The 24,610-nt window shown below is 72.7% G+C and carries 17 protein-coding genes; 4 read left to right on the top strand and 13 right to left on the bottom strand.

Annotation, left to right across the window (positions count from 1 at the left end; all coding sequences use genetic code 11):
- Positions 1–49 precede the first annotated feature (49 nt).
- Together FB558_RS23410 and FB558_RS23405 are read left to right on the top strand one after the other, a co-directional pair.
- Entirely contained in the window at positions 50–1,090 is a 1,041-nt protein-coding gene (locus tag FB558_RS23410) for a hypothetical protein (protein WP_142056879.1), read from the top strand.
- Positions 1,091–1,436: 346 nt separating this feature from the next.
- Complete coding sequence (locus FB558_RS23405) at positions 1,437–1,886, top strand: hypothetical protein (protein WP_142056877.1); 450 nt, start codon at positions 1,437–1,439, stop codon at positions 1,884–1,886.
- A gap of 913 nt (positions 1,887–2,799) precedes the next feature.
- Here FB558_RS23405 and FB558_RS23400 read toward each other — a convergent pair.
- Complete coding sequence (locus FB558_RS23400) at positions 2,800–3,813, bottom strand: ABC transporter substrate-binding protein (protein ID WP_142056875.1); 1,014 nt, start codon at positions 3,811–3,813, stop codon at positions 2,800–2,802.
- 81 nt (positions 3,814–3,894) lie between these two features.
- Between FB558_RS23400 and FB558_RS23395 the strand changes: the two genes are divergently transcribed.
- The gene (locus tag FB558_RS23395) at positions 3,895–6,150 is read left to right on the top strand and encodes a WYL domain-containing protein (protein ID WP_246106707.1); all 2,256 of its coding nucleotides are present in this window, start codon (positions 3,895–3,897) and stop codon (positions 6,148–6,150) included.
- Between the two features lie 6 nt (positions 6,151–6,156).
- Here FB558_RS23395 and FB558_RS23390 read toward each other — a convergent pair whose 3' ends face one another.
- The 4 genes from FB558_RS23390 to FB558_RS23375 form a co-directional block, all read right to left on the bottom strand.
- Complete coding sequence (locus tag FB558_RS23390) at positions 6,157–7,422, bottom strand: FAD-binding oxidoreductase (protein ID WP_142056873.1); 1,266 nt, start codon at positions 7,420–7,422, stop codon at positions 6,157–6,159.
- 119 nt (positions 7,423–7,541) lie between these two features.
- Positions 7,542–8,120 carry a GNAT family N-acetyltransferase gene (locus FB558_RS23385; protein ID WP_246106706.1) on the bottom strand — a complete coding sequence of 193 codons (579 nt, stop codon included), beginning with the start codon at positions 8,118–8,120 and terminating at the stop codon, positions 7,542–7,544.
- Positions 8,117–9,463 carry a DUF2786 domain-containing protein gene (locus FB558_RS23380; protein ID WP_170231490.1) on the bottom strand — a complete coding sequence of 449 codons (1,347 nt, stop codon included), beginning with the start codon at positions 9,461–9,463 and terminating at the stop codon, positions 8,117–8,119. Before FB558_RS23380 ends, FB558_RS23385 begins: the two co-directional genes overlap by 4 nt.
- Before the next feature lie 337 nt (positions 9,464–9,800).
- Positions 9,801–11,372, bottom strand: a complete 1,572-nt coding sequence (locus FB558_RS23375; protein ID WP_142056870.1) for a Na+/H+ antiporter NhaC family protein — start codon at positions 11,370–11,372, stop codon at positions 9,801–9,803.
- A 117-nt stretch (positions 11,373–11,489) separates the two neighbouring features.
- On the opposite strand from FB558_RS23375, the gene FB558_RS23370 reads away from it, so the two are divergent.
- Complete coding sequence (locus FB558_RS23370; protein ID WP_142056868.1) at positions 11,490–11,861, top strand: hypothetical protein; 372 nt, start codon at positions 11,490–11,492, stop codon at positions 11,859–11,861.
- Between the two features lie 19 nt (positions 11,862–11,880).
- Here FB558_RS23370 and FB558_RS23365 read toward each other — a convergent pair whose 3' ends face one another.
- The 8 genes from FB558_RS23365 to FB558_RS23330 all read right to left on the bottom strand — a co-directional run bounded on the left by FB558_RS23365 (position 11,881) and on the right by FB558_RS23330 (position 24,581).
- Positions 11,881–13,062: a TIGR02679 family protein gene (locus FB558_RS23365; RefSeq protein ID WP_142056866.1), complete on the bottom strand. Its 1,182-nt coding sequence runs from the start codon at positions 13,060–13,062 to the stop codon at positions 11,881–11,883.
- Positions 13,059–17,129: a TIGR02680 family protein gene (locus FB558_RS23360; protein WP_142056864.1), complete on the bottom strand. Its 4,071-nt coding sequence runs from the start codon at positions 17,127–17,129 to the stop codon at positions 13,059–13,061. Before FB558_RS23360 ends, FB558_RS23365 begins: the two co-directional genes overlap by 4 nt.
- Positions 17,126–18,343, bottom strand: a complete 1,218-nt coding sequence (locus FB558_RS23355) for a TIGR02678 family protein (RefSeq protein ID WP_142056862.1) — start codon at positions 18,341–18,343, stop codon at positions 17,126–17,128. The genes FB558_RS23360 and FB558_RS23355 overlap by 4 nt, the downstream gene beginning before the upstream one ends.
- Positions 18,340–19,872, bottom strand: a complete 1,533-nt coding sequence (locus FB558_RS23350) for a TIGR02677 family protein (protein WP_142056859.1) — start codon at positions 19,870–19,872, stop codon at positions 18,340–18,342. Before FB558_RS23350 ends, FB558_RS23355 begins: the two co-directional genes overlap by 4 nt.
- 483 nt (positions 19,873–20,355) lie before the next feature.
- Positions 20,356–20,772, bottom strand: a complete 417-nt coding sequence (locus FB558_RS23345) for a hypothetical protein (RefSeq protein WP_142056857.1) — start codon at positions 20,770–20,772, stop codon at positions 20,356–20,358.
- 14 nt (positions 20,773–20,786) lie between these two features.
- Positions 20,787–21,548, bottom strand: a complete 762-nt coding sequence (locus FB558_RS23340) for a hypothetical protein (protein WP_142056855.1) — start codon at positions 21,546–21,548, stop codon at positions 20,787–20,789.
- Positions 21,549–21,760: 212 nt separating this feature from the next.
- Positions 21,761–23,770 (bottom strand): hypothetical protein, encoded by a 2,010-nt coding sequence (locus FB558_RS23335; protein WP_142056853.1) that lies wholly within the window; start codon positions 23,768–23,770, stop codon positions 21,761–21,763.
- On the bottom strand, positions 23,763–24,581 hold the full coding sequence (locus FB558_RS23330) for a hypothetical protein (RefSeq protein ID WP_142056851.1): 819 nt from the start codon (positions 24,579–24,581) through the stop codon (positions 23,763–23,765). Before FB558_RS23330 ends, FB558_RS23335 begins: the two co-directional genes overlap by 8 nt.
- Positions 24,582–24,610 lie beyond the last annotated feature (29 nt).

The following is a 24,610-nucleotide window of genomic DNA, read 5'->3' as shown; positions in this document are numbered from 1 at the left end:
ATCGCGCGTTCCGCCCCGCGGACGGGTGGGGCCGGACCATCCTGCGCCGATGACGACCTACGCCTACGACACCAGCACCCATCAGCTCCTCGCGGTGTGGGACACCGGCATGGGAGCCGGCGCCCACACCGTCGCGCGGCTGAACGCCGCCACCCAGGAGACGGTCGGCCTGCACCTGGCCCAGGCCCTGACCCGGATGTCGGAAGCGGTGTGGTTGAGCTACGTCCGACCGGAGATCTTCGACCTTCCGGTGTCGGCGGCCGTCCAGGCGATGCGTCGCCCGCACCTCCCGGAGGCAGGCCTGGTGCGCGTGGAGATGCACCCGGTCGTGGACAGCGCGCACCGGGTCGGACGGGAGCTGCGCGAGGTGGGCAGCGCCGGTGTCACCCGAGCGGTGATCGCGGACGTCGAGGAGGAGATGGCTGCCGCCGGGAACGCCGAGCGCGGCGATCTCTCGGCCCGCGCACGCCAGGCGGTGATGCTCACCCGGGTCGCGCCGTCGCCGGCGCAGATCGTGGAGGCCGACCGGATGCTGCACGAGGTGCCGATGTGCAGCCCGAGGCTCTACACGGACGTCGAGCCCGCGGCCGCGGGCGTCGCCGCGATCCACTGGTTCCTGGCGGCGGTCTCCGTCATGGAACGCCTCGCCGACACCACCGGCGAGGGCGCCCTCGACAAGGCCGAACAGGTGGAGTACTTCGATTCGGCGGTCGCCCACACCGTTGTGCGGATGGTGGCCGGCGGGCGGCCGGACCGGACGCCGCTGGCCATCGCGCAGGAGCTGCTGCAGATGGCGGTCATGGCGTCGCGAGGTCTGCTCATCGCCCCGAACGAGCCGGTCCAGGACGGCCCCTGCTTCACCGCGCTGGACCCCGCGCGCCCCGCCCGCTGCCTGTTGGACGGCCTCGTCGGTGGGATCCAGGCGCTGGCGGCGCTGCACGCCACCCATCTCGAATGTGGTTTCGACCCGGGGTGCGACGAGGTGGAGTGGATGGAGCACGCGCGCACCCACTTCGATGAGGCGGTCCGTCAGGAGGCCGCAGCACGGGCACCGGAGCGGATGGCTGAGCTGGTAGTGGCGACGGCGTGAGGCTCCCCGCAGCCGAGCGCCCCCACCGGCGGCGAGGGTGTCGGGCACGGCGTCGTAGCCCTGGAACCGCAGGAATCCACGAGCTCGTGAGAGGTGATCCGGCCGTCGCGCTGGCGCAGTGGTGTTCACAATCGCAAACGTTTTCGGTCGAACGCACCCCGAGTCGACGACCTCCTGCTAATGTTGGTGCTGCGCTCGAGGCCTACTGGCGATCCGTTGATGCGACGAGCGCGGTGTAAATGGGGGGATGCTGATGCGCCGATGGTCGATGCGTTTAGTGTGGTGGCGCGTATCGGTTGCGGCCTTCGTGGGAACAGTTGCAACGGCTGCCTGCACGATGCCTGTCGTGGCGCCCGCTGTGACCCCGGCGATGGCTGAGTATTCGGTTGCCGAATTGCGACCTGCTCGTGCGGACGATGCCGTTCGAGCGTGTCGTGCGACAAATATCAACGAGGCTGCGAGGGAAGCAGATGTGCCGGCCGAGTATGTGGATGGGTACTTCATGCCGGTGCCGACTGCCGCCGACCCAATCGAACTGCTCTGCGGAAACGGAAAGACGACCGGGGCGGTGCACATCGAGGTCAAGCACGATGTTCCGAACTGGAGTGATGCGCTCAACTGCATGGGGAACGCCATCGTTAACGGGAAGCCCGCTCCAGGGAGGGGGCGAACTGAGTATGTCTGGCGGTTCGGGGAGAAAGTGATGGTGGTGGTCGTAGGCGAGTATAGTGTGATCACCGCTTATCCTACCGATGGTCTCGAAGAAACTTGGATCGAATGCTCGGCAGCGGCGTGATTGCGCGAGGTCTCAATGGTTGAGCGCCTTGTGGAGGGGGTGTTGGTGAAGTGGGCTCCTCCTCGTGAGAGTCTCCGAAGCGCGGTGCCACTGCGCCGAGACCATCCGGGGATGGTCGTCTCCGTCGGTCCTCGACATGTCCTCGTCGATTGGGTCCGTCGGCAGCACACGCTTGCAGAGCAAAGCGTCTTCGAAGCTGAGTGGCTCGCAGTAATAGATCGTGACGAGTTCGACGAACTTGCGCGACAAGTGCACGAGTCGGACCTCGCCGATGGTGGAGACCCCGCCGTGGATGAGCGGTTTCTCGATCCGAGCTAGGACTCCCGTCTGCGCTCCTGGAGGGACGTATAGAAGGGTGGGTACCGGATGCGGTTCTGGTTGGCAGCGTGCGCGTCCGCCGTTAGTGTTTTCGGATTCGCGGTAGCTCCACCGGCGTTGGGGGTGGGTTGGGCGGTGGCGGAGTCCGGACCGAGGATATCCGTAGATAGATCAATTGATCCTGACGGGTTTCTGCTCAATCCTGCTTATCGACGATCCGCAGCGGAGTTGCCGCCGGTGTGCGTCGGTGCGGAGGATGAGCATCCAGAGGTGGGTCTGGCGCGGGTTGCGATCCGGAACGAGTGTCCGGGCTCTGAGCGGGTCAAGGTCATCGTTGCTTTCTGGTTCGACAGTGCCTGCCTGATCGTCCCTCCGAGAGGTGTTCGCGAGTACGAGTACGCCAACTCTGCGAGGTTCGATGGACTGGAGGCATGCTGACGGTCGGCCGGCGTCAGGCGGACACGACGAGAGGTGGTCCGTGACTGACGCCGGAGATCATCCTGGGATGATCGATTCGTCCCGTCGCCCACGTAAGAGATGGTCGACCGGGTGGGCTCGGACAGCGATCGACCGCGGTGAGCTCGCGCAAGCGCACTCAGCGCGGCCCGAGCCCCGTCCACTGGTCGACGAGCGTGTCGAGCACGGCGTCGTAGCCCTGGAACCCGTACGACCCCACCGACTCCTGCGAGTTGATCCGCACGACCCGGCGCGCCTGCACGGCCGGCAGCGTCGGCCAGAGCGGCGAGCCCTCCAGTTCCGCGACCGCGGCCTCGCCTGCAGGGCCGGTGTTCGTCATGACCACGATCGTGTCGCCGGTGACCTGCCCCAGGCTCTCCGGGCTGATCAGCACGAACTCGCCGTCGCCGTAGGGCTCGCCGCTGATCGAGCTCACGTCCGGGACGATGCGGGCGCCGGCCTCGGCGAGCCAGCGCGCGACGGATGATCCCGTCGGCTGGTAGACGCGGAACTGCTGGCCGCCGATGCCCAGGACGATCGACACGGCCCCGATGTCGCCGAGCTCGGCCAGCCGCGCCGCCCGGCGCTCGTCGAACGCGCTGATCACGGCGTCGGCCTCGGCCTCCCGCCCCATCGCGGCCGCGATCGCCCGGAGGCTCGCCGCGGCGTCGGTGAAGTCGACGTCGACGGCGACGGTGGGCGCGATCCCCGACAGGGCCGCGTACTGCTCCTCGATGCCCCCGGTCCAGCCGATCAGCAGGTCCGGCTCCAGCGCCGCGACGGCCTCCAGGTTCACGTCGTCGGCGCCGCCCCCGGTGGGGACCACGGTCACGTCCCGCGCCTGCTCGGCCACGAGCGCCGGGAACGGCGTGCCGATGATGCTCTCGGCGGTCAGCGCCCCGACCGGCGTGACGCCGAGCGCGAGCAGGTGCGGCAGCGCGCCCCGCCGGTCGAGCGCGAGCACGCGGGTCGGCGCCACCGGCACCTCGGCCGTGCCGAGGGGGTGCGTGACGGTGCGGGTCGCCGGCGCGGCGGGCCCGTCCGCGGGGCCGGAGGAGCAGGCGGTGAGCAGCCCGGCGGCGCCGAGGAGGGCGAGGAACTCGCGGCGGGTCGCGCTGGTGACGACGGGCCGGGCGAGCACGGTCGGGAACATGAGCGAGAGATTAAGTAAGGCTGGCCTTGCTTGTCGAGGGTGGATGTCGAGGCGGATGTGGGCCGTGGTGCGATCGCGGTCGTGTCGCTCGCCACCCACCTCGCCGCCCTCGATCCGTCCCGGTTGACGCAGCTCCTCGAGCAGCGGCCCGACGTCCTGGCCGAGCCGGTACCGCGCACGTTCGACGAGCTCGCGCAGCGGTTGAACGGTGTCGACTCGCTGTCGCAGGCGCTGCAGCGGGTGAACCGTGACGAGCTCGCCGTCGCCCGGGTCGTCGCGGTGCTGGGGGAGATGGAGCCCGCCGCGCTCGCGTCACGGTTGCAGGCGCCGCAGGCGCGGGTCCGGGAGGTGGTCGGCGCGCTGTGCGCCCGCGGCCTGGCGTGGGACGTCGGCGGGCGGGTCGGCCTGCCGCCGCGCCTCGCGGAGCACCTCGGAGCGGAGTTCGGCCCGCTCCGGCCGCTCGCGGTCATCGCGCGGAACTCCCACGTCGAGCACCTGCGGACCGCCGTAGCCGGGCTCGGAGCCGATCCGGATGGGCTGCGCAAGCCCGAGCTGATCGCGCGGCTCGAGGCGCTGCTGACCGACCCCGAGACCGTCGCCCGGGCCGTTCGCGACCGGTCGCCCGCGGCGCGGCGGCACCTCGCGGGCATGGCGAGCGGGGAGATCTACTTCGGCGGGTTCGGCCGGCAGGCCGGTCCCACCGCCGAGCTGGTCCGCGCGGGCCTGCTCCTCGACGGGCCGTCCCACCGGCAGGAACTTCCGCGCGAGGTGGCCGTCCTGATCCACCTCGACGACGTGCCCGGCATGACCGGACCACCGTCGCTCCCGCCGGCGGACGATGCCGCCGAGGACGGCCGGGCGGCCGCCGAGGCCGGGCTGCGCGCGCTCACCCTGCTCCTCGACGAGGCGCGCCACCGCCCGCTCGCCCGGATCAAGAAGGGCGGCGTCGGCGCGCGCGAACGGACGCGGCTCGGCAAGCGGCTGGGGCTGGCCGAGATCGCCCTGTGGATCGACGTCGCCGCCGCGACCGGCCTGCTCGCGCAGACCCCGGGCGGCTACGCCCCCACCGACGCCTACGACACCTGGCGCGAGGCCGACCCCGGCGTCCGCTGGGCGCGCAGCCTGCTCGCCTGGTTCGCCCTCGACGTGGCCCCGACCAGCCGCGAGACCGACGACGGCGAGGTCGCCCCGCCCGTGCCGATGGTCTCCGGCGCGGGACTGCTGCGCCGGGCTCTGCTGCGGGCCGCCGCGGGCGGGCGGTCGCTGCGGGCGGCGACCGAGCAGATCGACTGGTTCTGCCCGCTCCACCCCTACGACGACGTGGGGCGTTCGCGGAAACTCGCGGCGGCGCGGCTCGAGGCGGAGCTCCTCGGGGTCGTCGCCGCGGACCGGCTGACGGAGCTCGGGGAACACCTCGTCGCCGTGGCGGGCCGCCCCGACGCCGCGGACGAGCTGGCGCGCCGGTGTGCCGACCTGCTGCCGGCCGCGCGTGGGCTGCTCGTGCTCCAGCCCGACCTCACCGCGGTGGTGTCGGGCCAGACGGGCGCCGCCGCCGCTCGCCTGCTCGCCGCCGCGGCCGTCGCGGAGGCGCCCGGTGAGGCCACCACCTGGCGGTTCACCCCGGACAGCGTCCGGAGCGCGCTCGACGACGGCTGGACGGCCGGCGAGTTGCGGGCCGGGCTCGTCGCGGCGTGCGATCGCCCGCTGCCGCAGCCCCTGGACTACCTGATCGGCGATGTCGCCCGCCGGCACGGGGCGGTGCGCGTACGCGAGGTGCACACGTGCGTCACCGGCACGGAGGCGGAGATCAGCGAGATCTTCCACACCCGCTCGTTGCGGTCTCTGCACCTGCGCCGGCTCGCGCCGACGGTGCTCACCACTGCGGCCGACGTCACCGACGTGCTGTCCGTGCTGCGCGCGGCCGGCTTCGCGCCGATCCCGGAGGACGCCGACGGCGTCGTTGTCCTGCCGGAGCGCACCGGGGACCAGGTGCCGCACGCCCCGGCGCCGCGGGCCAGGGCCCGGGTGGCTGCGGCGGACCTGGCCGCCCGGCTGCTCACCGACGCCCCGGAGCCGCCCCCGGCCGGCGCGGCGCAGGTCGAGCTCGCCCGCCTCGACACCGGGCTCGACGCGGCCGAGGTGGCGCTGCTCGCCGACGCCCTCGACCACGACCGCGACGTGCGGATCGGCTACCGGAACCAGGCCGGCAACCGCACGGTCCGGGAGATCCGGCCGCAGCAGCTGTACGGGAGGTGGCTGCACGCGTGGTGCCACCTGCGTTCCGCGGAACGCGAGTTCACCGTCTCGAGCATCGAGTCGGTGAGCCCGGTGGGCTGACCGCCGCTACGGCAGCGGCGGGATGTTGTGGTTGCGGTGGAACAGGTTGCCCGGGTCGTAGGCCCGCTTGACCTCCCGCAGCCGCCGGAAGTTGTCCGGCGTGAACGCGGTGTGCGTGCGCGTGGTGTCGTGCAGGAAGTTGAGGAACGTGCCGCCGGTGGCGGAGGCGGTGATCGCTGACGCGGCGGGCGCCGGAGCGGCGATCTTCATGACGAACCGGGCGTCGCGGTGGCCGACCGGTCCCGGGTCGTCGTGCGACGGGCGCGCGATCGCGCCGCCCCACTGCTTGACCTCGACGGTGGCACCGCTCTCGACGACCGCCGTGATCGTCGCCGGCGAGAGCTCGTCGTACATGGCGAACGTGATCGGCGGCGTGCCCCCGATCGTCGGCACCTCCGAGTAGCGCATCGCGCGGAGGGAGCTCGTGACCGGCGTGCCGGCGGCGTCGAGCAGCGGCTGCAGGGCCGCCCGCCCGTCGTCCCCCGCGTACACGGCGCGGACGACCAGCGAGTCCGCGCTGACGACCAGCGAGACCGAGAGCTCGTCGGGCAGCTCGTCGCCGTGGGCGGCGAGGTAGCGCAGCGCGGGCGCGGCGGCGTCGGCCGGGAACTCGGCGGTGCCGCCGTAGACGCGCGGGACCGGGTGCAGCGCCAGCTCGAGCGAGGTGACGACGCCGAAGTTGCCGCTGCCCCCGCGGATCGCCCAGAACAGGTCGGCGTGCCGGTGCCGGTCGGCGACGACGAGCCGGCCGTCGGCGGTGACCAGCTCGGCCTTCACCAGGCTGTCGGCGGCGAACCCGTACTTGCGCGACAGCCAGGACAGCCCGCCGCCGAGCGTGTAGCCGACGACGCCGACCGACGGGGTGTCCCCGGACAGCGGCGCGAGCCCGAACGGCTCGGCGGCCGCGACGACCTCGCTCCACCGGGCGCCGGGCCCGACGCGGGCGGTGCGCCGGTCAGGGTCGACGAGCACCTGTGCCATCCGCGAGGTCCGCAGCAGCAGCCCGCCGTCGGTCCCGGCGACCGTGCCGTGGCCGGTGGAGAGCACGGTCAGGGGCAGGCCGCCGTGGCGGGCGGCGCGGACGGTGGCCTGGACGTCGGCCGCCGTCTCGGCGTCGACGACGGCGACCGGTGATCCGCGGAAGTCGGCGCGCTGCTGCTCGTACTCGTCGTCGCCGGGCAGGTGCACGGGGCCCTGCACCTGGGTCTCCAGCTGGTGCAGGGTCTGGCCGAGGCCCGGTGCCTCCGCCGTCCGCAGCGTCGGGATGCTCATCGCCGCCTCCTCGGTCCGTCTCGTTGCCGGTAGTGACCGGCGGCCGGACCGAAACGCATCGGTCGGACGAGAGGAGGCTGCTCGGAACGGGTGTCGTCGGCGTCCGCCTGCGGGCGGCCCTATGCCCGCCCGGGGTAGGGCGCTGTCAGCGTCCGGCGGAAGCCCCACAACCGCACCGAGGGCACCGGGCTCCAGTCGAGCTCGGGCGACCGGTGGAAGCCCAGACCCCGGTACAGCGCGTGCGCGGCGGTCATCTCCGGCAGCGACGACAGCACCAGCTCGGCGAGGCCCAGGCGGCGGGCGTCGGCCAGGCAGTGCTCGACCAGCGTGCGGGCGACACCACGGCGACGAGCCGCGGGGTGTACGGCCAGCATGCGGAACTCGCCCTGGTCGGGCCGGGTGGCCACCTCCCGCAGCCCGGAGCCCGGCGGGCACCAGGTGAGGGTGCCGAGCAGCCGGCCGTCGGGCTCGGCGGCCACCAGCACCGCCGCCTCGGCGGCGCGGCCGGCGGCGTCGCGCAGCGCAGCCTCGTAGTGGTCCGTGCTGCCGGGGCTCAGGAACCCGTCGGCGCGGTAGCCGGCCGCGCACAGCTCACCGGCCGCCGGGAGCTCGTGGGGCTGGGCGGGACGCACCTCGTAGCCGGAGGAGCGGCCCGTCTCGCCCCCGAGGCGGCCTGGCATCGGCCGCGACGGGCTCACGCGGACACCGCGGTGCGCTCGATGTTCAGGTCGGCGCGGTCGGCGGCCGCTCGCCCCGCCTGCCAGCCCGCGCCGTTGGTGATCGACACCGATTTCGCCACGGTGCGGTCGTACATCTCCTGGAAGGTCTCCTCGACCACGCGCGAGCGGTCGGCCAGCACCGGGAGCAGACGCTCGTCGGCCTGCGGCTCGGCCGCCGTGGTGGCCGCCTCCTGCAGCCGCTCGCCGATGCGGGTGGCGTAGGCGAGGAGGAAGGACTGCCGGAAGGACCGGGTGCGTGAGGTACCGGTGCGGCTGGTCTGGCTCCCCTCGGCGACCATCGCCCGCGTGGCCTGGACCAGCAGGGACGTGGCCAACAGCTCGGTGATGTCGAGATCGAGAGGGTCGCCGATCAGCGCGACGAAGCCGAGGTCGGGGTGGAAGACCGACCTGCACCGGTTGGCCGCGCCGATCGCGGCGACGAGCTGCGACTTCGCTTCGATGTAGGGAGCCTCGAGCCAGAGCCGGGTGGACGTCGCCGCCTGGGGCCGGTGCTCGTCGGCGTCCAGCAGGGCGCGTTCGAAGGCGTGCCGGTTCATCAGCTCCTGCGCCTTGGCCGAGAGCGCCTCGGCCTCCTCGGGGAACTGCGTGGACTCGGCCTTGGCCAGCAGCGCGCGCACCCGCGAGAGGACCTTCTGGTCGACGCCCGCGGCCGCCGTGGCGCGCTGCGTCGCGCTGCCGGGCGGGGGCAGGATCTGCGGCAGCCTCGGCAGCGTCACGAGCTCGGCGAGCAGGGTGATCGTCGCGAGGACGGCCCGTTCGACGGTGAGCCGGTGGCGCTGCGCCCACTGCGGCAGGTGCGGGCGGTCGCGCTCCCACCAGACGTCCGCGTCGAGCTGCCGGACCTGCGCGGCCCAGCGCTCGTGGACCGTCCGGGGAGCGTGCTGCGTGGTGTCGGCGGCGATCATGTCCACGAGCAGGCCGGCGACCACCGCATCGGCGCGGCGGCGGGTGATCTCCCAGAGGTCGGCCGGCAGCCAGCCGCCGCGCCACATGAACCCGAGCGTGCGCGTGAGGATCATGCTCGCGGCGGCACCGACCGCCTGCGGGTCGCGCGAGAAGTGGGTGCCGGCGAGCTCGGACGCGCAGGCCGACGCCTCGGCCGGGTCGCCGGTGCGGGCGACGGCGAGCAGCGTGCGCGCCAGCTGCTCGGCAGGTGGGAGCGGTGGCGGGCCGTCGTGCTCGCCGCACGGGCAACCGGGGCCGTGCGGCCGGTCGCCGAACTCGTGGCGCGGCGGGGTGGGGCCCCGCTGCTGGCGTGCGCGCTTCCTCGCCGCACGCTTCTCGCGGTTCCGCTTGCTCACCCGTGCCCCCATGCGCGTCGGAGTCGTGGCAGAAGGGTAGGGGCGGGCACCGACAAGCCGAGGGCGGTGGGGTCAGGCGCGGGGGTCTCCGCGGCCTGGTGATCGCGGCGAGACGTACCTGACGGTGGCAGCACCCACGCTCATGTACGCGCGGGGTTGATCAGCGCGGGCTGACCACGACGAGGCGCACACCACGGCCGTACCCGGCGCGCTCACGCACGCCTCGGAACGATCAGCTCGTGGTGATCATCGCGAGCCGTACGCGACGGGTAAACGATCTCCGGGTGCACCGCTCGACCGGGGCGCCCCGCAGACCGTGCACGCGTCGCGGTCGAGGTCAGCTCCCCGATCGCTCCCCGGGTCGGGCGGTCACCCGGGGCGAGCGCGCCCAGAGCACACCGACCGCGACGGCCAGCACCACCACCGCGACGAGCAGGCCCGCGGCACCGCTGCCGGTGACCCCCAGCGCGAGGTAGCCGACCGCCGAGGCACCCGCGGCCACCAGCGCGAACGGCAGTTGCGTCGTGACGTGGTCGACCAGGTGGATGCCCGAGCCGATCGAGGACAGGATCGTGGTGTCCGACAGCGGGGACGTGTGGTCGCCGAAGATCGCTCCGGCGAGCACGGCGCCGAACACGGGGACAAGGAGGCCGGGGTCGAGCGCCAGGGCGATCTCGGCGGCGATCGGCAGCAGCAGCCCGAACGTCCCGAACGTGCTGCCGATCGAGAAGGAGATGAACGAGGCCAACGCGAACAGCAGGACGGGCAGCACGGCCAGCGGCAGCGCAGCGTCGATCAACCCGGCCAGGTACTCGCCGATGCCGAGCTCGGAGATCACGCCGGCGGTGACCCAGGCGAGGAACAGCACCGCCGCGGCCATCAGCATCGACCGCAGGCCCGACACCGCCGCCCGGCCGACGAGGGCCCCAGGGGTGCGGCGCCGCAGCAGCGTTGCCGCCGAGAGCACGCAGGCGACGACGACACCGACGAACAGGGAGAAGATGACGTCGGTGTTGGCGAGGACCTCCATCGGGGAGAGCGGCCCGTCGGTGCCGGCGATGCCGATCCAGAGGGCGCACGCCACGGTCACGCCGGTGAACACCAGCACCGGCCAGAGCAGGTCGCCGACGCGGCCGTCGCCGCGCGCCTGCAGGTTCCGGTCGGCCTCGCCGGGCACGGGGCCGCGTGAGGAGTCGAACAGCACGCCGTCCTCGACCGCGAGCCGCTCGTGCCTGCGCATCGGGCCGAAGGCGAGGCTGAGGACCGCCGCCGCGACCGCCAGCAGGAGCGCCGTGATCGCGTACAGGTTCATCGGGATCGACTGCAGGAACGCCTCGTAACCGGAGATGCCGGTGACGCCGTTGGCGTCGAGGATGCCCGTCATCGTGGCTGCGATGAACGCGGCCCACCCCGAGATCGGCACCAGGATGATCACCGGCGCGGCGGTCGAGTCCACCAGGTAGGACAGCTTCGCGCGGGAGATGCGGTGCTGGTCGGTGATGGACCGGCTGACGTTGCCGCCGACCAGCGAGCTGAACGCGTCGTCGAAGAAGATCACGATGCCCAGGACCACCGGCACCAGCTGGGCCTGCACCCGCGTCCGGACCTTCGTGATAGCCCAGGACGCGAACGCCACGAGGCCACCGGAGACGTAGATGAACGACGTCAGCACGCCCAGGAGCAGGACGACACCGAGGATGTACACCTCCTCCGCCACCGCCCCGTCGTCGATGACGAGCCCGGCGGCGACGTCGAACACGAAGGCGCCTGCGACCAGGACGTTCCCCTGGGTGTAGAGGAGCGCCCCGAGGACGATGCCCAGTGCCAGGGAGATCAGGATCCGGCGGGTGGCGATGGCGCACGCGATGGTGACGAGCGGCGGGAGCAGGGACAGCAGCGACGGTTCCAACGGATCTCCTCGTCATTGGGGAGCGTGTGGAAGCACTGGTCTTGTCTGATGGTCAGCCAAAGGTGTGACGGGGGTCAATGCCGGGACGCACCGGTGATGACGCGTAAGTTGGTGCGCATGACCAGGCTGACCGTCGTGATCGGTGCGGTGCTCGTGGTCCTGGGTGTCGTCGCCTACGTCATGACCGCCGCGGCGAGCGTGACCGCACTCATCCCGACCTTCGTCGGTGTCCTGCTGCTCCTCTGCGCCGCCGCGGCGCGGAAGCCGGCGTGGCATCGCCATGGCATCCACGCCGCGCTCGTCGTCGCCCTGGTCGGTGCGTTGGGGACGTTGATGAACGTGGTTCGGATCGGCGAGGTGTTCGCCGGCACGGCGGAACGTCCGGCGGCGGTCGTCGTCAGCACGCTGATGTTCGTGCTGCTCGTCGGCTACCTCGTGATGGGCATCCGGTCCTTCGTCGCCGCGCGACGGGCGAACACCTCCGGCTGACTTCCGCGGGGAATCGGACTCATACGATCCCGTCGAGCAGGTCGGACAACACGGCTTCCTCGTGCACGGCGATCCGGTGGTGCCGCATCGCCGCGCCCAACTCGGCGTCCCACTCCGGCTCCACCGGGGCACCGGTGAGTGGGAGCGTGGCGCCCGCGAGCCCGCGTTCGTAGTCGGCGCCTGTCATCCGCCACGGTGTCACCCCGGCCACTGCCCTGAGGCGGTTGGCGATCGCCACGCCCGCCCAGTCGAAGTCTCCGTGATAGCGCAGCTCCGCGCCCTGCAGGGCGGCGAGCACGTCCAGGACGACGAGCGCGGGCTGCCCGCTCGTGCACACCACGGGTGTGCGGCCGCCGCGCTCGGCCACCGCCTCCAGGACGCGGGGGTTCTCGCACACCAGCACGACCTCGGGTACGCGCAGCGAGCACCGGCGCAGGTCCCACGCGGTGAGGTGCACCGGGTCACCGGCGTCGGCGGCGAGGCCGAGCCGGGCGGCGACCGATCCGGTGTGGCCGCGCAAGCCGAGGGTGAGGCAGGTGGCCGAGACGAGGTCGACCCGGACACCGGAGCGTTCCCACAGGTCGCGGCGCCCCGATGTGGTGGTGGGTACCGGTTCGCCTGCGTGGACCGCCAGGGCGCGGAGCACCAGCGCGGCCGCCGTGGTGCCGTCGTCGAGTGCGTGCGCGTGACCCCCGGCTGCCACGGCCAGCTCGGTGCGCGACAGCGCGGGCCCGGGCAGGCGCACCAGCGCGGCGGCCGCCGTGCGGACCGCCGCCGCCGCATCCGTGGCCCGGGTGAGAACTCCGGATCGGCGGACGTCCTCGAGCCAGACCTCCAGCCAGGGGCGCCCTGCGAGCAGCGTGCGGGCCAGCTCGACGGGCGCCTCTCGCTGCACCGCGTGCCGGGCCCGTTCCCCGGGCCGGTCGCGCAGCGCCGCACCGGTGACGTGCTCGACCACGGCGACCAGTCCGCCGACCCCGGACCGTGCCGCGAGGTCGGCGTCGAGGTCGGCGAGATCGATGGCGACCCGCTCGCGGGTGACGGATCGTCCCAGCAGCCCGGCGACGGCGTGGCGCTCCTCGCGGCTGAGCCCACCCACCACGACCCGCCCCTCGGCGCGCAGGCCACGGGACTCCAGCCGCTCGCGCAGCACCTCCCAGACCCGGCGCAGTGCGGGGTCGTCGAGCCAGTCGACGGTCATCCGATCGCGTGCAGGCGCTGGCCGTCCCACGTGTGCCGGTACTGGGCGATCCCACGTTCGTTCGGGTCGCGCAGCGCTTCGTAGATCGCCAGCGATGGCACGGTGGCGTGGTCGCCCCACAGCCGCTCGCTGGTGATGACGAAGTCCAGGTCGAGCTGCACGAGCAGACCGAACAGCAGCGGGTGGGTCCGGATGTCGATCTTCGGAAAGGCGTCGTCGAGCAGCACGAACCGAGGCGAGTGCGGGGCCGCGCCGGCCAGCGAGCTGAAGTGCGCCGCCGCCGCGGCGAACAGCGGCAGGTAGCAGACGACCTTCTGCTCACCCTGCGACAACGGCGATCGCCGGTGCAGGTCGTGCCAGGTGCCGGTGGTCTCGGGGCGGGTGTAGCGGATGAGGAAGGCGAACCAGCGGCGGTAGTCCAGCGCGCGCGTGAGGTGCTCGGTGTAGGAGTCCTCGGGGGCGTCGGCGCGGGAGGCCTCGATCAACCGGTGCAGCGCGTCCCGCAGCTCGCGGCGCTCGCCGGGCAGCAGCGCCCCGACGGGCCGGCCGAGCAGCTCGACGGCACGGCGGGCGTCGCCGGACACGTCGTCGCGCAGCGTCCACCGCAGCTGCACCTGGATGCCCTGGCTGGTGCTGACCCCGCGCAGCTGGTTGTTCATCTCGGTGACCAGCTCCTCGGCCTCCAGCCGTCGCGACCGCAACGACTCGCCGAGGTCACCGAGGATGTGCTCCTCGAACAGCCGCCGTTCCCGCTCGGTGAGCAGGTCGGCGTCGCGGGCGACAGCGGCGGTCAGCCGCTCGGCGAGCACCCCGATCGGGTGCTCGCCCGCGTCGTCGCGACCGATCACGGCGAGCGCCACACCCTCGTCGACGACGCGCGGATCGACATCACCGGCGGGGCCGCTGGCCGCCTCCTGCCAGGCCGCGAAGACCGCGGTGGTGGTGCCGGGCCGGCTGGGAGCAGGCAGGGCCGCGAAGCGGCGGGCCAACGCGAGTACCGCCGCCGGTACCGGGCTGCCCGCGCTGAATCCCCTGGCGACTCCGAGTGTCGCGGCGACCTCGTCCACCTCGGTGGGCGTGGGTGCCGCCCGCACGACGCCGGCCCGATCGTCACCCGACTCGAGCAGGCCGGGGACCTCGCTGAGGGCGGCGATCGCCGCGACCGCCGCCGCCAGCACGGGTTCGTGCTCGGCGAGCCGACCCTCGGCGTCGCGGAGCGCCTGCTCGGCCGCGCCGCCCGCGGTGAGCAGCGCCTCGATGCGGGTACCGAGCTCACCCTCGCGGCGTCGCAGCCGGGCGTCGCTCTGCTCGGCGAGCTCGATGCGGTGGCGGATCTCCCGGAGCGGGGCGTCGATGGTCACTTCCAGCTCGTCGGCGGCCGCTCGCGCCTCCGCGGCGCGGCCCTCGGCCTCGGCGGCCTCCCGCGCCGTGTCGTCGGCCTCTGCGAGCAGAATCTCGTAGGCGGAGGCGTCGTCGGCCCAGCGGAGCAACCGGGTGGCCAACGCATTCCCGCGCTCCAGGTGGGCGGCGAGCGCGGTGTCGAGAGCCCGCAGCGCCTCTCGGCGGGAGGCCAGCGACCCCGCCTCCGTCGGGAGACCATGCCCCGCGGCGATCTCGTGCAGCTCGCGACGCTTCCCGGTTTCGACCGATCGGGCGCGAGTGGCCGTCTCCTCCGCCTCGGACGCGATGCGCTCGACGCGCTCGGCGGCGCGCGTGCGCTCCTCCAGCCGGGTCCAGGCCGCGATCAGCTCGTCGGTGGGCGGTGCCGTGGCGAGCCATCCCTCGACGGCGCGAGCGGACTCCGCCGCCGCCTGTTCGGCGAGTGCGGCCGACTCCCGGGCTTCCGTGTGCACGGCGATCAGCGTGTCGAGCTCGGCCAGCCGGCGCACCCGTTCGGCCGCTCGTGCGGTGGCACCGATGTACTGGGCAGCCCGTTTGGTGGCGCGGCCCGTGAGCGGTCCGAGCCGCCAGCCGCCGTCTACCGCGACGACGGCGTCCGCCGGCGGCTCGGCGCCCGCATGCGGGACGACGGCGACGCGGGCCAGGACGCCGGCCACGACATCGGCGCTGACCGGGCCCGCATCCGGCGGGTCAGGCACCACGAGGGCGGCGAGCGTCGGTCCGGCGACCGCGGGTCCGGCGGGCAGCACCGTGTCGTTGCGCGCGGCGTCGAGCACGGCGCCGTCGGCGCGCACCCAGGCGTCGAGCAGGCCGGACGCCTCCAGCGCCGCCTCCACGCCGGCACGCTTCGCATCCTCGAGGCCCTCGGTGAAGTCGATCAGACGCCACAGCGGTGCACCGTCGGCGGTGTCGCGCGGGGAGCGTGCCCAGGTGGGATCGGCAGGCGCGGGGTCGGCCTCGGCGAGGATCCCGGCGCGCCGGCGACCGGCCTCGTCCAGCGCGCGCTCGGCTGCCGTGCGGTTCGCGGCGGCGCCGGCCCGCTCTGCCCGCAGCCGTTCCCGTACCGGCTCGGCCGCGGCCCGTGCGGCGGCCGGGACCGCGGCGACCGCCTCGGCCGTCAGCTCGCCGGGCAGCTCGAAGCCGATGGCCTCCGGCGCCGCCCGCCAGCCGTCCAGCGCCGCGGAGTAGGCCGACTCGGCGCGTTCGGCGCTACCGCGGGCGTCGGCGAGCCTGCCGCGCTCGGCCTCGGCCTGCTGCTCTGCCGTGGCCGCGGCCGCCTCGGCGCGTTCCCGCTCGGCGGCGGCCTTGTCGAACGCGCTGAGCGCCTCCTCCACGACCTGCACGGCGGCGCGCAGCTCGCCGAGCGCTGGCCGCACGGCGTCGATCGAGGCCCTGTGCCGGTCGGTCGCGTCGACCAGGGCGTGGGCGTCGGCGGCCTCCGACAGCGAGGGCTCGTGAAGCGCGGGGGCGATCACCGGCACGGCGCGCGCGCCCACGCGGGACAGCTCGGCGGCGTGCCCGCCGGCTGCGCCCGCGAACCCGCGCAGATCCCTGCCCAGCTGATCGGCGTCGGTGCGGACCCGGGCGCCGGACTGCTCGGCGCGGTGCCGGGCCGATGCCGCGGCCGCTGCGGCGCGTTCCGCGGCCAGCTGGCGTTCGGTGGCCAGCGATCGGCGGCCGGCCAGCTCGCGCTCCGTGCGCATCAGCGGGTCGGCACGCAGCTCGGCGAGCCGCGCGTTGATCTTCGACCGCTCGAGCCCGGCCTCGGCCCGCTCTCCCTGGGCGGACTCCCGCTCCGAGACGATCTCCGACAGCTGCGCGGCACACCGATCCACCTCGCGGGCCCGCCGGGTGCGCTCGGAATGGGAGGCGGCCACCTCGGATCCACGCGCGCGCAGCACCTCGCGGGCGTAGTCGGCGTACACGCGGGCGAACGCCGCGACGCCGTCGGCACTGCGCCGCTGCCGATCGAGCTGCTCGCCGAACGCCGCGAGCTCGTCGAACGTGTCGCCTGCGGACCGGACGGCGTCGTCGTCGATCTGCGGCAGCGCCTGGACGAGCTGCTCGGCGAGGCGGGCCGGCTCGATGTCCTCGCCGACCTGCGGCTGGCGCAGCCAGTACAGCAGCCGCAGCAGCTCGTCGTACTGCAGCGGTTCCAGCCCGAACAGTGTGCGTCCGACGTGCTGCTTGTAGGCCCGCGGTGAGTCGAAGAAGTGCCCGCCGCGCTCCTCGACCGCCGCCCGCAGCCGCTCGCGGGCGAGCGGGCCGGCGTCGTCCTCCAGCGTCAGGTCCTCGCCGACGCGTCCGGGCACCGTGAAGTACCAGGCCGTCGCCTGGCGCGCGGACTGCGACGCCCGTACGCCGATGCCGCAGGTGAAGGACTCGTCGGAGGTGGCGAACTCGACCCACAGGTACCCGGCGCGGTTCTGCCCGGAGTACCCGTCGAGCATGAGCCACAGCAGGCTGGTGTGGTGCCGCCCGGATGCGGTCATGCGGGCCTTGTCCCCGTCGAGGACGAACGGCAGCAGCATCTCGAGCGTCTTCGACTTGCCGGCGCCGTTCGAGCCGCGCAGCAGCAGCCGCCCCTCGGCGAACTCGAAGACCTGGTCGTCGTACTGCCAGACGTTGAGCACGCCCGCGCGGGAGAGGTGGAAACGGCCGCTCATCCGTCCTCCTCGAACAGTGACGGCTGCCCGCCGCCTGCCGGTTCGGCCAGCGTGGCCGAGACGGCGTACCTGGCCGCGGCGGCGTGGACCAGCCACCCGCCGTCGGGCTCGACCCGCACCAGCCCGAAGTCGACGAGCACCTGCCGGGCCTCGGCGACGGCGGCCTCCGCGTTCTCCCGGTGCTCCCGTTTCAGCCCGGCGCCCCACTCGGCCAGTACCTCGGCCGACACCCCCTCGACCAGCCCTGGATCGGCCCGCCGCCACACCCGCTCGGGCGCCGCGGATTCCCGGGCGCTCGGGCGGAGCCGGGTGACCAGCGCGTCGAGGAGCAGCAGCGCCAGGTGCCGGCCGGAGCCGCCCGCCGGGAACTCGACGTCGGTGAGCTCACCGGTCGGGTCGATCGCGAGCGCGCCCTCGGCGCGGAGCTCGACCTGCAGCCCGAGCCGGTCGGCGAACCACTCACGCTCCCGGTTGCGGCCACGCCGCCACCACTCGGCCTGCTCCTCGGTGAGCGTGTCGACCGACAGGACCGGCGACTCGACGAGGCGGCGGCGCACCGCGACCCGGGCCCCACCGGCCGCCGACGGGAGCGCGGCACGGTCGATCAGCTCGTCCGGCCCGCCCGAGCCGGCGACGACGGCGGAGACGAGCAGCCCGAGCCGGTCGCGGCGGACGTCGAGCAGCGAGGCGGCGCGCTGGTCGGCCCAGTGTTCGAGGTCGCCGTCGCGCTCGTGCAGCACGCCGAGGTCGACCAGCGCGGACATCGCCGCGTAGAGGGCGCGGCGGTCGGCGATGGCGTCGAGGTCGACGTCCAGGCCGGCGTCGACGGCCGCCGACCGGACCTGCGCCACCAGCTCGTCGACCAGGAGCTGTGACTTGCCGCGACCGAGTGCGGCCACCGTGAGGCAGAGCAGCGCGTACATGCGCGGCGTGAACGGCTTGCCGCCGCGTCGGCGCAGCGGGCGGGTGGCGTCGCGCCCGAGTCCGGTCTTGAACAGCCGCGCCGCGCCCGGATCAACGACCAGGCGGTAGCCGAAGCCGTCGGCGAACAGTCGCTCGAGCTCTCCACGGTGGCGCCGGACGAGCCGCAAGTCGTCGGATCCCGGCCCGTCGGCGTGCAGCAGCGGCGTGCGCAACAGCGCGCGAGCGGCGCGCCGGCGCTCGGCGACAGCCTGGACGTCCTCGGCCGGTGCCGGCCGCTCGACGCGGCTCATCCCGTCTCCTGCCGCTGGTACTCGACCGGCTGGACGGTGAGCGCGAGGTCGTGGAGTTCGAGCCGGCCGGCCGGGCTGACGACCGTGGTGCCGGCCCCCGGCGCGCGGCGGACCGACAGCTCCCAGTCGCCGACCGCGGCTCGTGCGATGTCGCCCTCGGCGAGCGGGCGCCCGCGGCCGACGAGCGCCCGGGCGTAGAGGTCGAGCAACACGGTGCGGGCGTCGTCGGAGAGCCGGATCGTGCCGAGCCGCCCGGGGTGGGAACCGATCTCGGCGAGCGCAGCCGCCTGCCGCTGCTCCGCACGTGCCCGCTCGGCGATCCGGGCAGCCTTCGCTGCCGCGTAGTCCTCCCGCCTGCCGGCCCGGCCGCGGACGGTGCGGGCGCCGGTGCGGCGCAGGGCGAGCGGGACGTCGGCGACCGGGGTGCGCCACCACGAGGCGGTGGGCGGGATCGGGTCACCGTCGTCGTCGGCGACGAAGGCGAGGTGACGGCACGAGTAGAGGCCGAAGGCGGCGGCCCACAGCGCGTGCGCCGTGTCGTCGTCGGCCTCGGCGAACCATCCGGCGAGCGTGAGCAGGTCGGAGTACCGGCTCTGTTCGCGGCCGCCGGTGGCGATGCGACGCAGGTTGACCAGCAGCGCGCGCATCGCGTCGGTGGCCAGGCGGCGGACCCCCGCCGCGTCCGAGTCGCGCCCGGCACCGCCGATGAACCAGGCGTGCAGGCTCGGCCAGTCGGCCGGATCCAGCCCGGCGCTGCGCCGTGCGACCTCGCCGTCGACGCCGCGGAGCCGCTGCCCGGTGTTGGCCCGCGTGCACAGGGCGGGGACATTCGGCTCGACCCGCTGCAGCACATCGGCGATCTGCGGCATGTGGCGGGCGATCTCGTCGACGAAGCGTTGCAGGTAGTCGAGCAGCGCCGTCTTGAACACCGCGAACTCGGCTCTGTCGAGGTCGTAGCGCACCAGCACCTGCGACAGGTACGTGTAGAAGTCGCGGGTGGACGAGACGAGCCGCTCGAACTGGGCGAAGACGGTGACGATGTCGCGGGCGAGCGCCTCGGGAGCGGCGGACCCGATCGCGCTCCGGTCGAGGTCGGCCAGCGCCGAGAGCCCGTCGAGGATGCCGCCGAGCATCTCGGTGGACACCTCGCGGGCCGACTCGGTGTGGCCCAGCAGCTCCTCGACGAACCGGTGGACCAGCTCGCCCCGCTGGGTGAGCTGGTAGCGGGCCCGGTTCTGGAGGTACTCCCGCAGGCTCCTGGCCTCGGTCTCCCGCGGGCTGCGCGCGAGGTTGCCGTGCTCGACGAGGTAGGACAGCCGGTCGTCGACCGTGTCCTGCTCGAGCTCGATGCCCTGCTCGGCGACCCGCGTGCCGACTTCCGACGCCGACTGGTCGGAGAGGAGGCCCGCGATCTCCCCGGTGAACGTCCGCATGATCGCCACGTAGGTGGTGGACTCCTCGCCGGTGGCGTAGCGCAGCGCCTCGAGCCGCACGCGCTCGGTGTGCGTGAGGGAGGCCGGCGGGGTCATGGCGGGGAGGCTAGCGAGGGACACCGACAGGACCGGTGAGCCCTGCCGGATCAAGCGCCGGGGTCAAGGGCATGACCCACCTTGCGCAGGACTGTTCGGGTCTTTTCCTCGCCGTCTGGGCCGGCAGCAGGTGCCGGTCCCCGGTACGGGTGTAATGGACCTCCCGATCCATGTCTGTCTCCCGCGGGCATATCGCGCTCGTCACCGATGTTCGGTCGGCGGACGCGCATCACGCCGTAGGCCAGCCGTGGGGGCTCCCAGCCGTGCTCGATGCCCTCGACCGGTCCCTACGCCTCCGTATGGGGTGTATCCGTCGACGAACATCCGCTGGTCGCCCGTGATCACTTACCCGAACTCCCCGTCCGGGTCCTCCCGACGTGACCGGGACATCGAGAGCGCGCAGATCGACGGAGGCGGAAAGCTCAAGCTGGGCCCGGGATGATCGCCACGATGAGCACGCAAGCAAGCGGCGGCGGGACCCCTTCACCGGGCCGATGTGATCGTCGTGTCCCGCCCGGACTGGATGCTCACACCTCTACGGACGTTCGCCGTCTGGGTGAGGGGGCCAGTTCCCACCCGGGCGGTCGGCGAATCTGCGGCGACGAGCTCGCGCACCGCCGCAACCAGGTCCGGATCAGATCGGAGCTGCGCGCGCAGCGTCCCGCGCCACTCGGCTTCGAGCTCCGCGGCCCGTTGCTCGCGCTCAGCCGGGTCGGTCGAGGTCATCGCCTCCGCCGATTCGTCCAGCTGATCGGCGACCACCGCTTCCTCGTCCGGCAGACCCTGCCCCAGGGTGCGAGACCAGCGGTCCCGCATCGCGTCCCACGCGGTGGTGCCGATTGCCCTGATGATCACGCCAGCTGCGGCCGACGCGGTGGCGCGAATCATGTCCTCGTCCATGTGTCCTCCTCAAGTCAGATGCCGTCGACGAGCCCCGGTGGCGGGATGCGTGGGCCGTCCTTCGGTCGTTCGGAGCTCCCGTTCCTCGGAACGGTCACGGGCGCGACAACGACAGGTGCAGGCTTGCCGGTCAGCTGTTCGAACAACGCATCGGCGAAGTAGCGGCGATCGACGGGAGCTCGCTTGACGCTGTCCGTCTTCATCCACTCGGTCACGTGGTCGATCAGTTGCTGGGTTCGGATCTCCCGCTCCTGGAAAGCGCGATCGGCGGCGTCCTTCGCAACCCTCTCCTCACGGGCGATCGCGGCCGCCTCGGCGCGCTCGGGTGTGCTCAACAGTCCCGCGACGTGGTCCACCCGTCGTGTCTCGATCTCCTCGCGCAGCGCTTCGGTGTGCCACGACCAGACCATGTCGCGCAGCTCGGCGTGCTGCTCGCGCAGCGCACGTGGGGGACAGACATGGACGCCCTCGAACCGGATGTTCATGCCGTCGACTGTCGGAGGGCGCTGCTGGTAGGCGTTGGCGAGATCGTGGGTCACCGCCGCGCGGACGTCGGCGATCTGCTCCGTGCTGAACCGGTGCTGGAGCCCCATGAGGTGCTCGTCGAGGCGAAGCCGGATGTCGAGATCGCCCTGCAGGTCGGTGAGGCCCGAGCATGCGACGGCTTCCGGCTGCACGACCGTGCATCCGAACACCGCTCGGATGAGGAAGTCGTCGGCGGGGTCGGTCGTCGGGACCCAGGTGGTTGAGACGATCCGCCGGTAGCGGACGCTCACGATGCTCACCCAGGTGGCCCGGACGAAGTCGGGCTCGGTCCCCCGCAAGCGGCTCGGATCCCGGTACGTCACGTACCGGTCGTCGGTCACCAGGACGAGGACGCAGCCGGGTGGGACGGCCGGCAGCAGAGCAGGATTGCGCCACGGTCGCCACCAGCGGCGCTCGGGAGGCGGCAGCGGACGCTCGTCCACGACCGGGAATCTCTCGTTGCTCATGCCGCAGCCTCCGCGGTGCTGTCGTCCGGACCAGTCGCCGGCCAGAGCGGTATACCGAGATCACGGCACACCCACGCCCACTCCGATGCGCTGAGATGCGCCTGTAGCGCGTCGCCGAGCTCGGCAAACGGTGCATCTCGCTCGGCAGGCTGCAGCGCGTTGTGCGCGTCGCGCAATGCATCGAGCGCATCAGCCCGGTGCGGCCAGCTGCGTAGGACTTCTGCCCACAATGCTCCGAGACGACGACTTTCGTCTGGGATATGACGCAAGACGTGTGGCGTCACGCGCACGCCATAGGAGAGCTCGGCCGTGAGAAGCGCGCACACTGTATCGATTGCGCGTCCGATTCTGCTCTCGGTAGCAGCGTCTAACTGCAGGACTTGTTTCAACTGCCAGTCAAGGATCGACAGAAGGAGACGCATCCGGCTGTCGTCGGGATCGATCCGGACGAGTGCGACGAATTGCTTTCGGCTGGCATTGGCCACTGCGGCGTTCCCGAGGCAGAGGTACCAGAGGTAGCTGAGTGCCTCGACAGGGAAGCTCCGGCCGAGCGTCTGGCCGAACGCCATCGCCGCGGCGACCTGGAGACGCGGGCTGTTGTGCAGCCACCCGACAGCGATTCGGAGTGCGTCCTCGGCCTGCTCCGCACACAGCGCCGAAACTGTCGCCGCGGCGGCCATCCGATGCGGCAGCGAGGGGTCGTTCGCCCAGGCCTCGAGCACGGAGCGCGCGTCGACGGGATCGACCCGGAAGAAGGCCGCCATGCCGGTGGCGAGCGCCTGCTCGTCGTCCAGGTCGCTGATCATGTCCGGCCGCTGCAGCAGCCAATCGTGTACCGGCGCCCACAGCTCTCGTCCATGGTGGTGTTGCAGCTCGGCAAGCACGAGTTCGGGGGACATGGCATCGCTCAACACCACCTTGCGGCCGGAGGTTCCGGATTGCGATGTGACCGTGACCCACGTCGAGCGATTCGATCTGGACAGCGCGGCGTCCTCGGTGTAGTCGCGGGTCCACGGGCTCTGACAGCCGTGTTCGTCCACCAGTTCGCGGAGCCGGTCGAGGTGTCTCTCGTAGCTTCGCTCGTCAGCGTCTGGCAGGAACGCAGCGGTGACGACCGAAAGCAAGCAGTGCATATCCTTGATCTGCGAGACCCGGTTGCGCAGCTCCGCCTGCTTCTCATGATCGAAGTGCTTCATGGCCGCGTGCGGCCCTTCCTGATCCAGGGTGCGGAGGAAGTTCGGCATGTCGCTCAGCCGACATCCGTCCGCACTCTGCCGTAGCCGGGACAGGGTTTCCTCGTCATCGTGGAGTCGGCCGTCTAGGTGTCGGTCGAGGATCCTCCGGCCCGGTATCCGCTGCCACGCCACGGCGAGGTCGTGAGCAGACACAGCGGCGGAGCTGCTGGTCATCACGAGGACGGCACCGCGCTCGACGAGGCGCGAGCGGAGTCGGTCGAGACTGAATCTCAACTGCTCGGTCGTGACGTCACCGGGGTCGTAGGCCGTGAGCAGGTAGCGGGTGCCCCGATCGAACTCGTGACTACTCAGCATCGCCGTTGTCGCGCCGGGTTCCAGCTCGACGATGGGTCCCTCTCCGAGGATGTCGGGCGGCGCTGACCTACTGAGCAGCGCGAGAGCTCCGCACCGGCGGCCGGTCCCGGCGGGCCCTGTCAAGACGACGATGCGCCGGCGCCGCAGCTGTTCTGTGGCGGTGACCACCGCTTCCTGACCGAGGAAGTACTGCAGCTCCCTTCGGAGATCGTCGTCACCGACGATCCTCGTCGCGGCCCCGCTCCCGTCGATGCTCGTGCCGAACGCGAAGCCGCCGGCTGCGTAGACTGTCCCGTTGAAGACCGTGGAGTAACGCGCGGCCCGCTCTCGGAGGGCTTCGAAGCCAGGCTCGGGTCCGGCGTCCTCCGCCGTCGATGACGGCGGAGGGTGATCGCGCCCCGGGTCGCTCGCCTCCGCTGACCCGTCACCGGGTCGCTCGTCGTCCTCGTCAGCCATGTCTCGGTCCGAAGTGCATCGTGTTCGTGTGCACAGGAGAGTGGAAGGCGGCACTGGTGACGGTGTTGTTCGTGCCGCTCACGTTGGAGACGTTGCTGTTCGGTCCGACGGCGTTGCCGATGGTGTCCCGACCGGACTGGGCGACCGAGGAGTGCGTCGCGTCGACCCGTTGGCGCACGCTGTCGGCCTGCTCGTCCGGTTCCGTGTCGGGGGCCTCTACCGGGATCCGCCCGGCATCGACACCGGGAACCATGACCCACGCTGTCGCGCCGATCCGTGGGACCCGAACCTCCCGGAACTGATCCGGCCGCACGACGGCGTGCCCCTGCTGCACGATGTCGCGGTACAGGGCAGCAGACAGCGCGACGACGACCCGCGCTTCGTCGATCTTCTGCAGAGCCGCACGGACCGCAGGCGCGTCTGCGATCCGGGTGACGTCGACGGGCCCCCAGCCGGCGAACCCCTTGGCTCCCGGGGCGACCATGCCGTGGTTGATCGCCATTCGAGCGCGCAGATGCAGCGCGTCGCGCTCGTGGAGCCTGCGGAACTGCTCGTCGAGCGCGAGCGGGAACGCGCCGACGGCGAGCGGTTCGTTCTCGCCGAGTGGGAGCACCGCGAGCTCCCCGTCCCCGCCGTCCTGCAGTTGCCAGTCCAGCCGTCGCAGCCCGACCTCGGCAGCTGCCGAGGCAAGTGCCTCGGCGAGGCCCTGCTGCGCGGCTTCCTGCGTCGGCATGTCGAGCTTGCTGTAGTTCTCCAGATCGACCGTGATGCACGTCCGGCGGACGAGGGCGGGTTGCGTGGAGTCGTTCATGCGGCGATCGTCGCCGCGATCGGCGTGCG

Origin of the sequence: Pseudonocardia kunmingensis (assembly GCF_006716445.1) — a bacterium.
GTDB classification, from domain to species: Bacteria; Actinomycetota; Actinomycetes; order Mycobacteriales; family Pseudonocardiaceae; genus Pseudonocardia; species Pseudonocardia kunmingensis.
The sequence above is the reverse complement of the archived record's forward strand: the minus strand, read 5'-3'. Positions and strand labels throughout refer to the sequence as shown.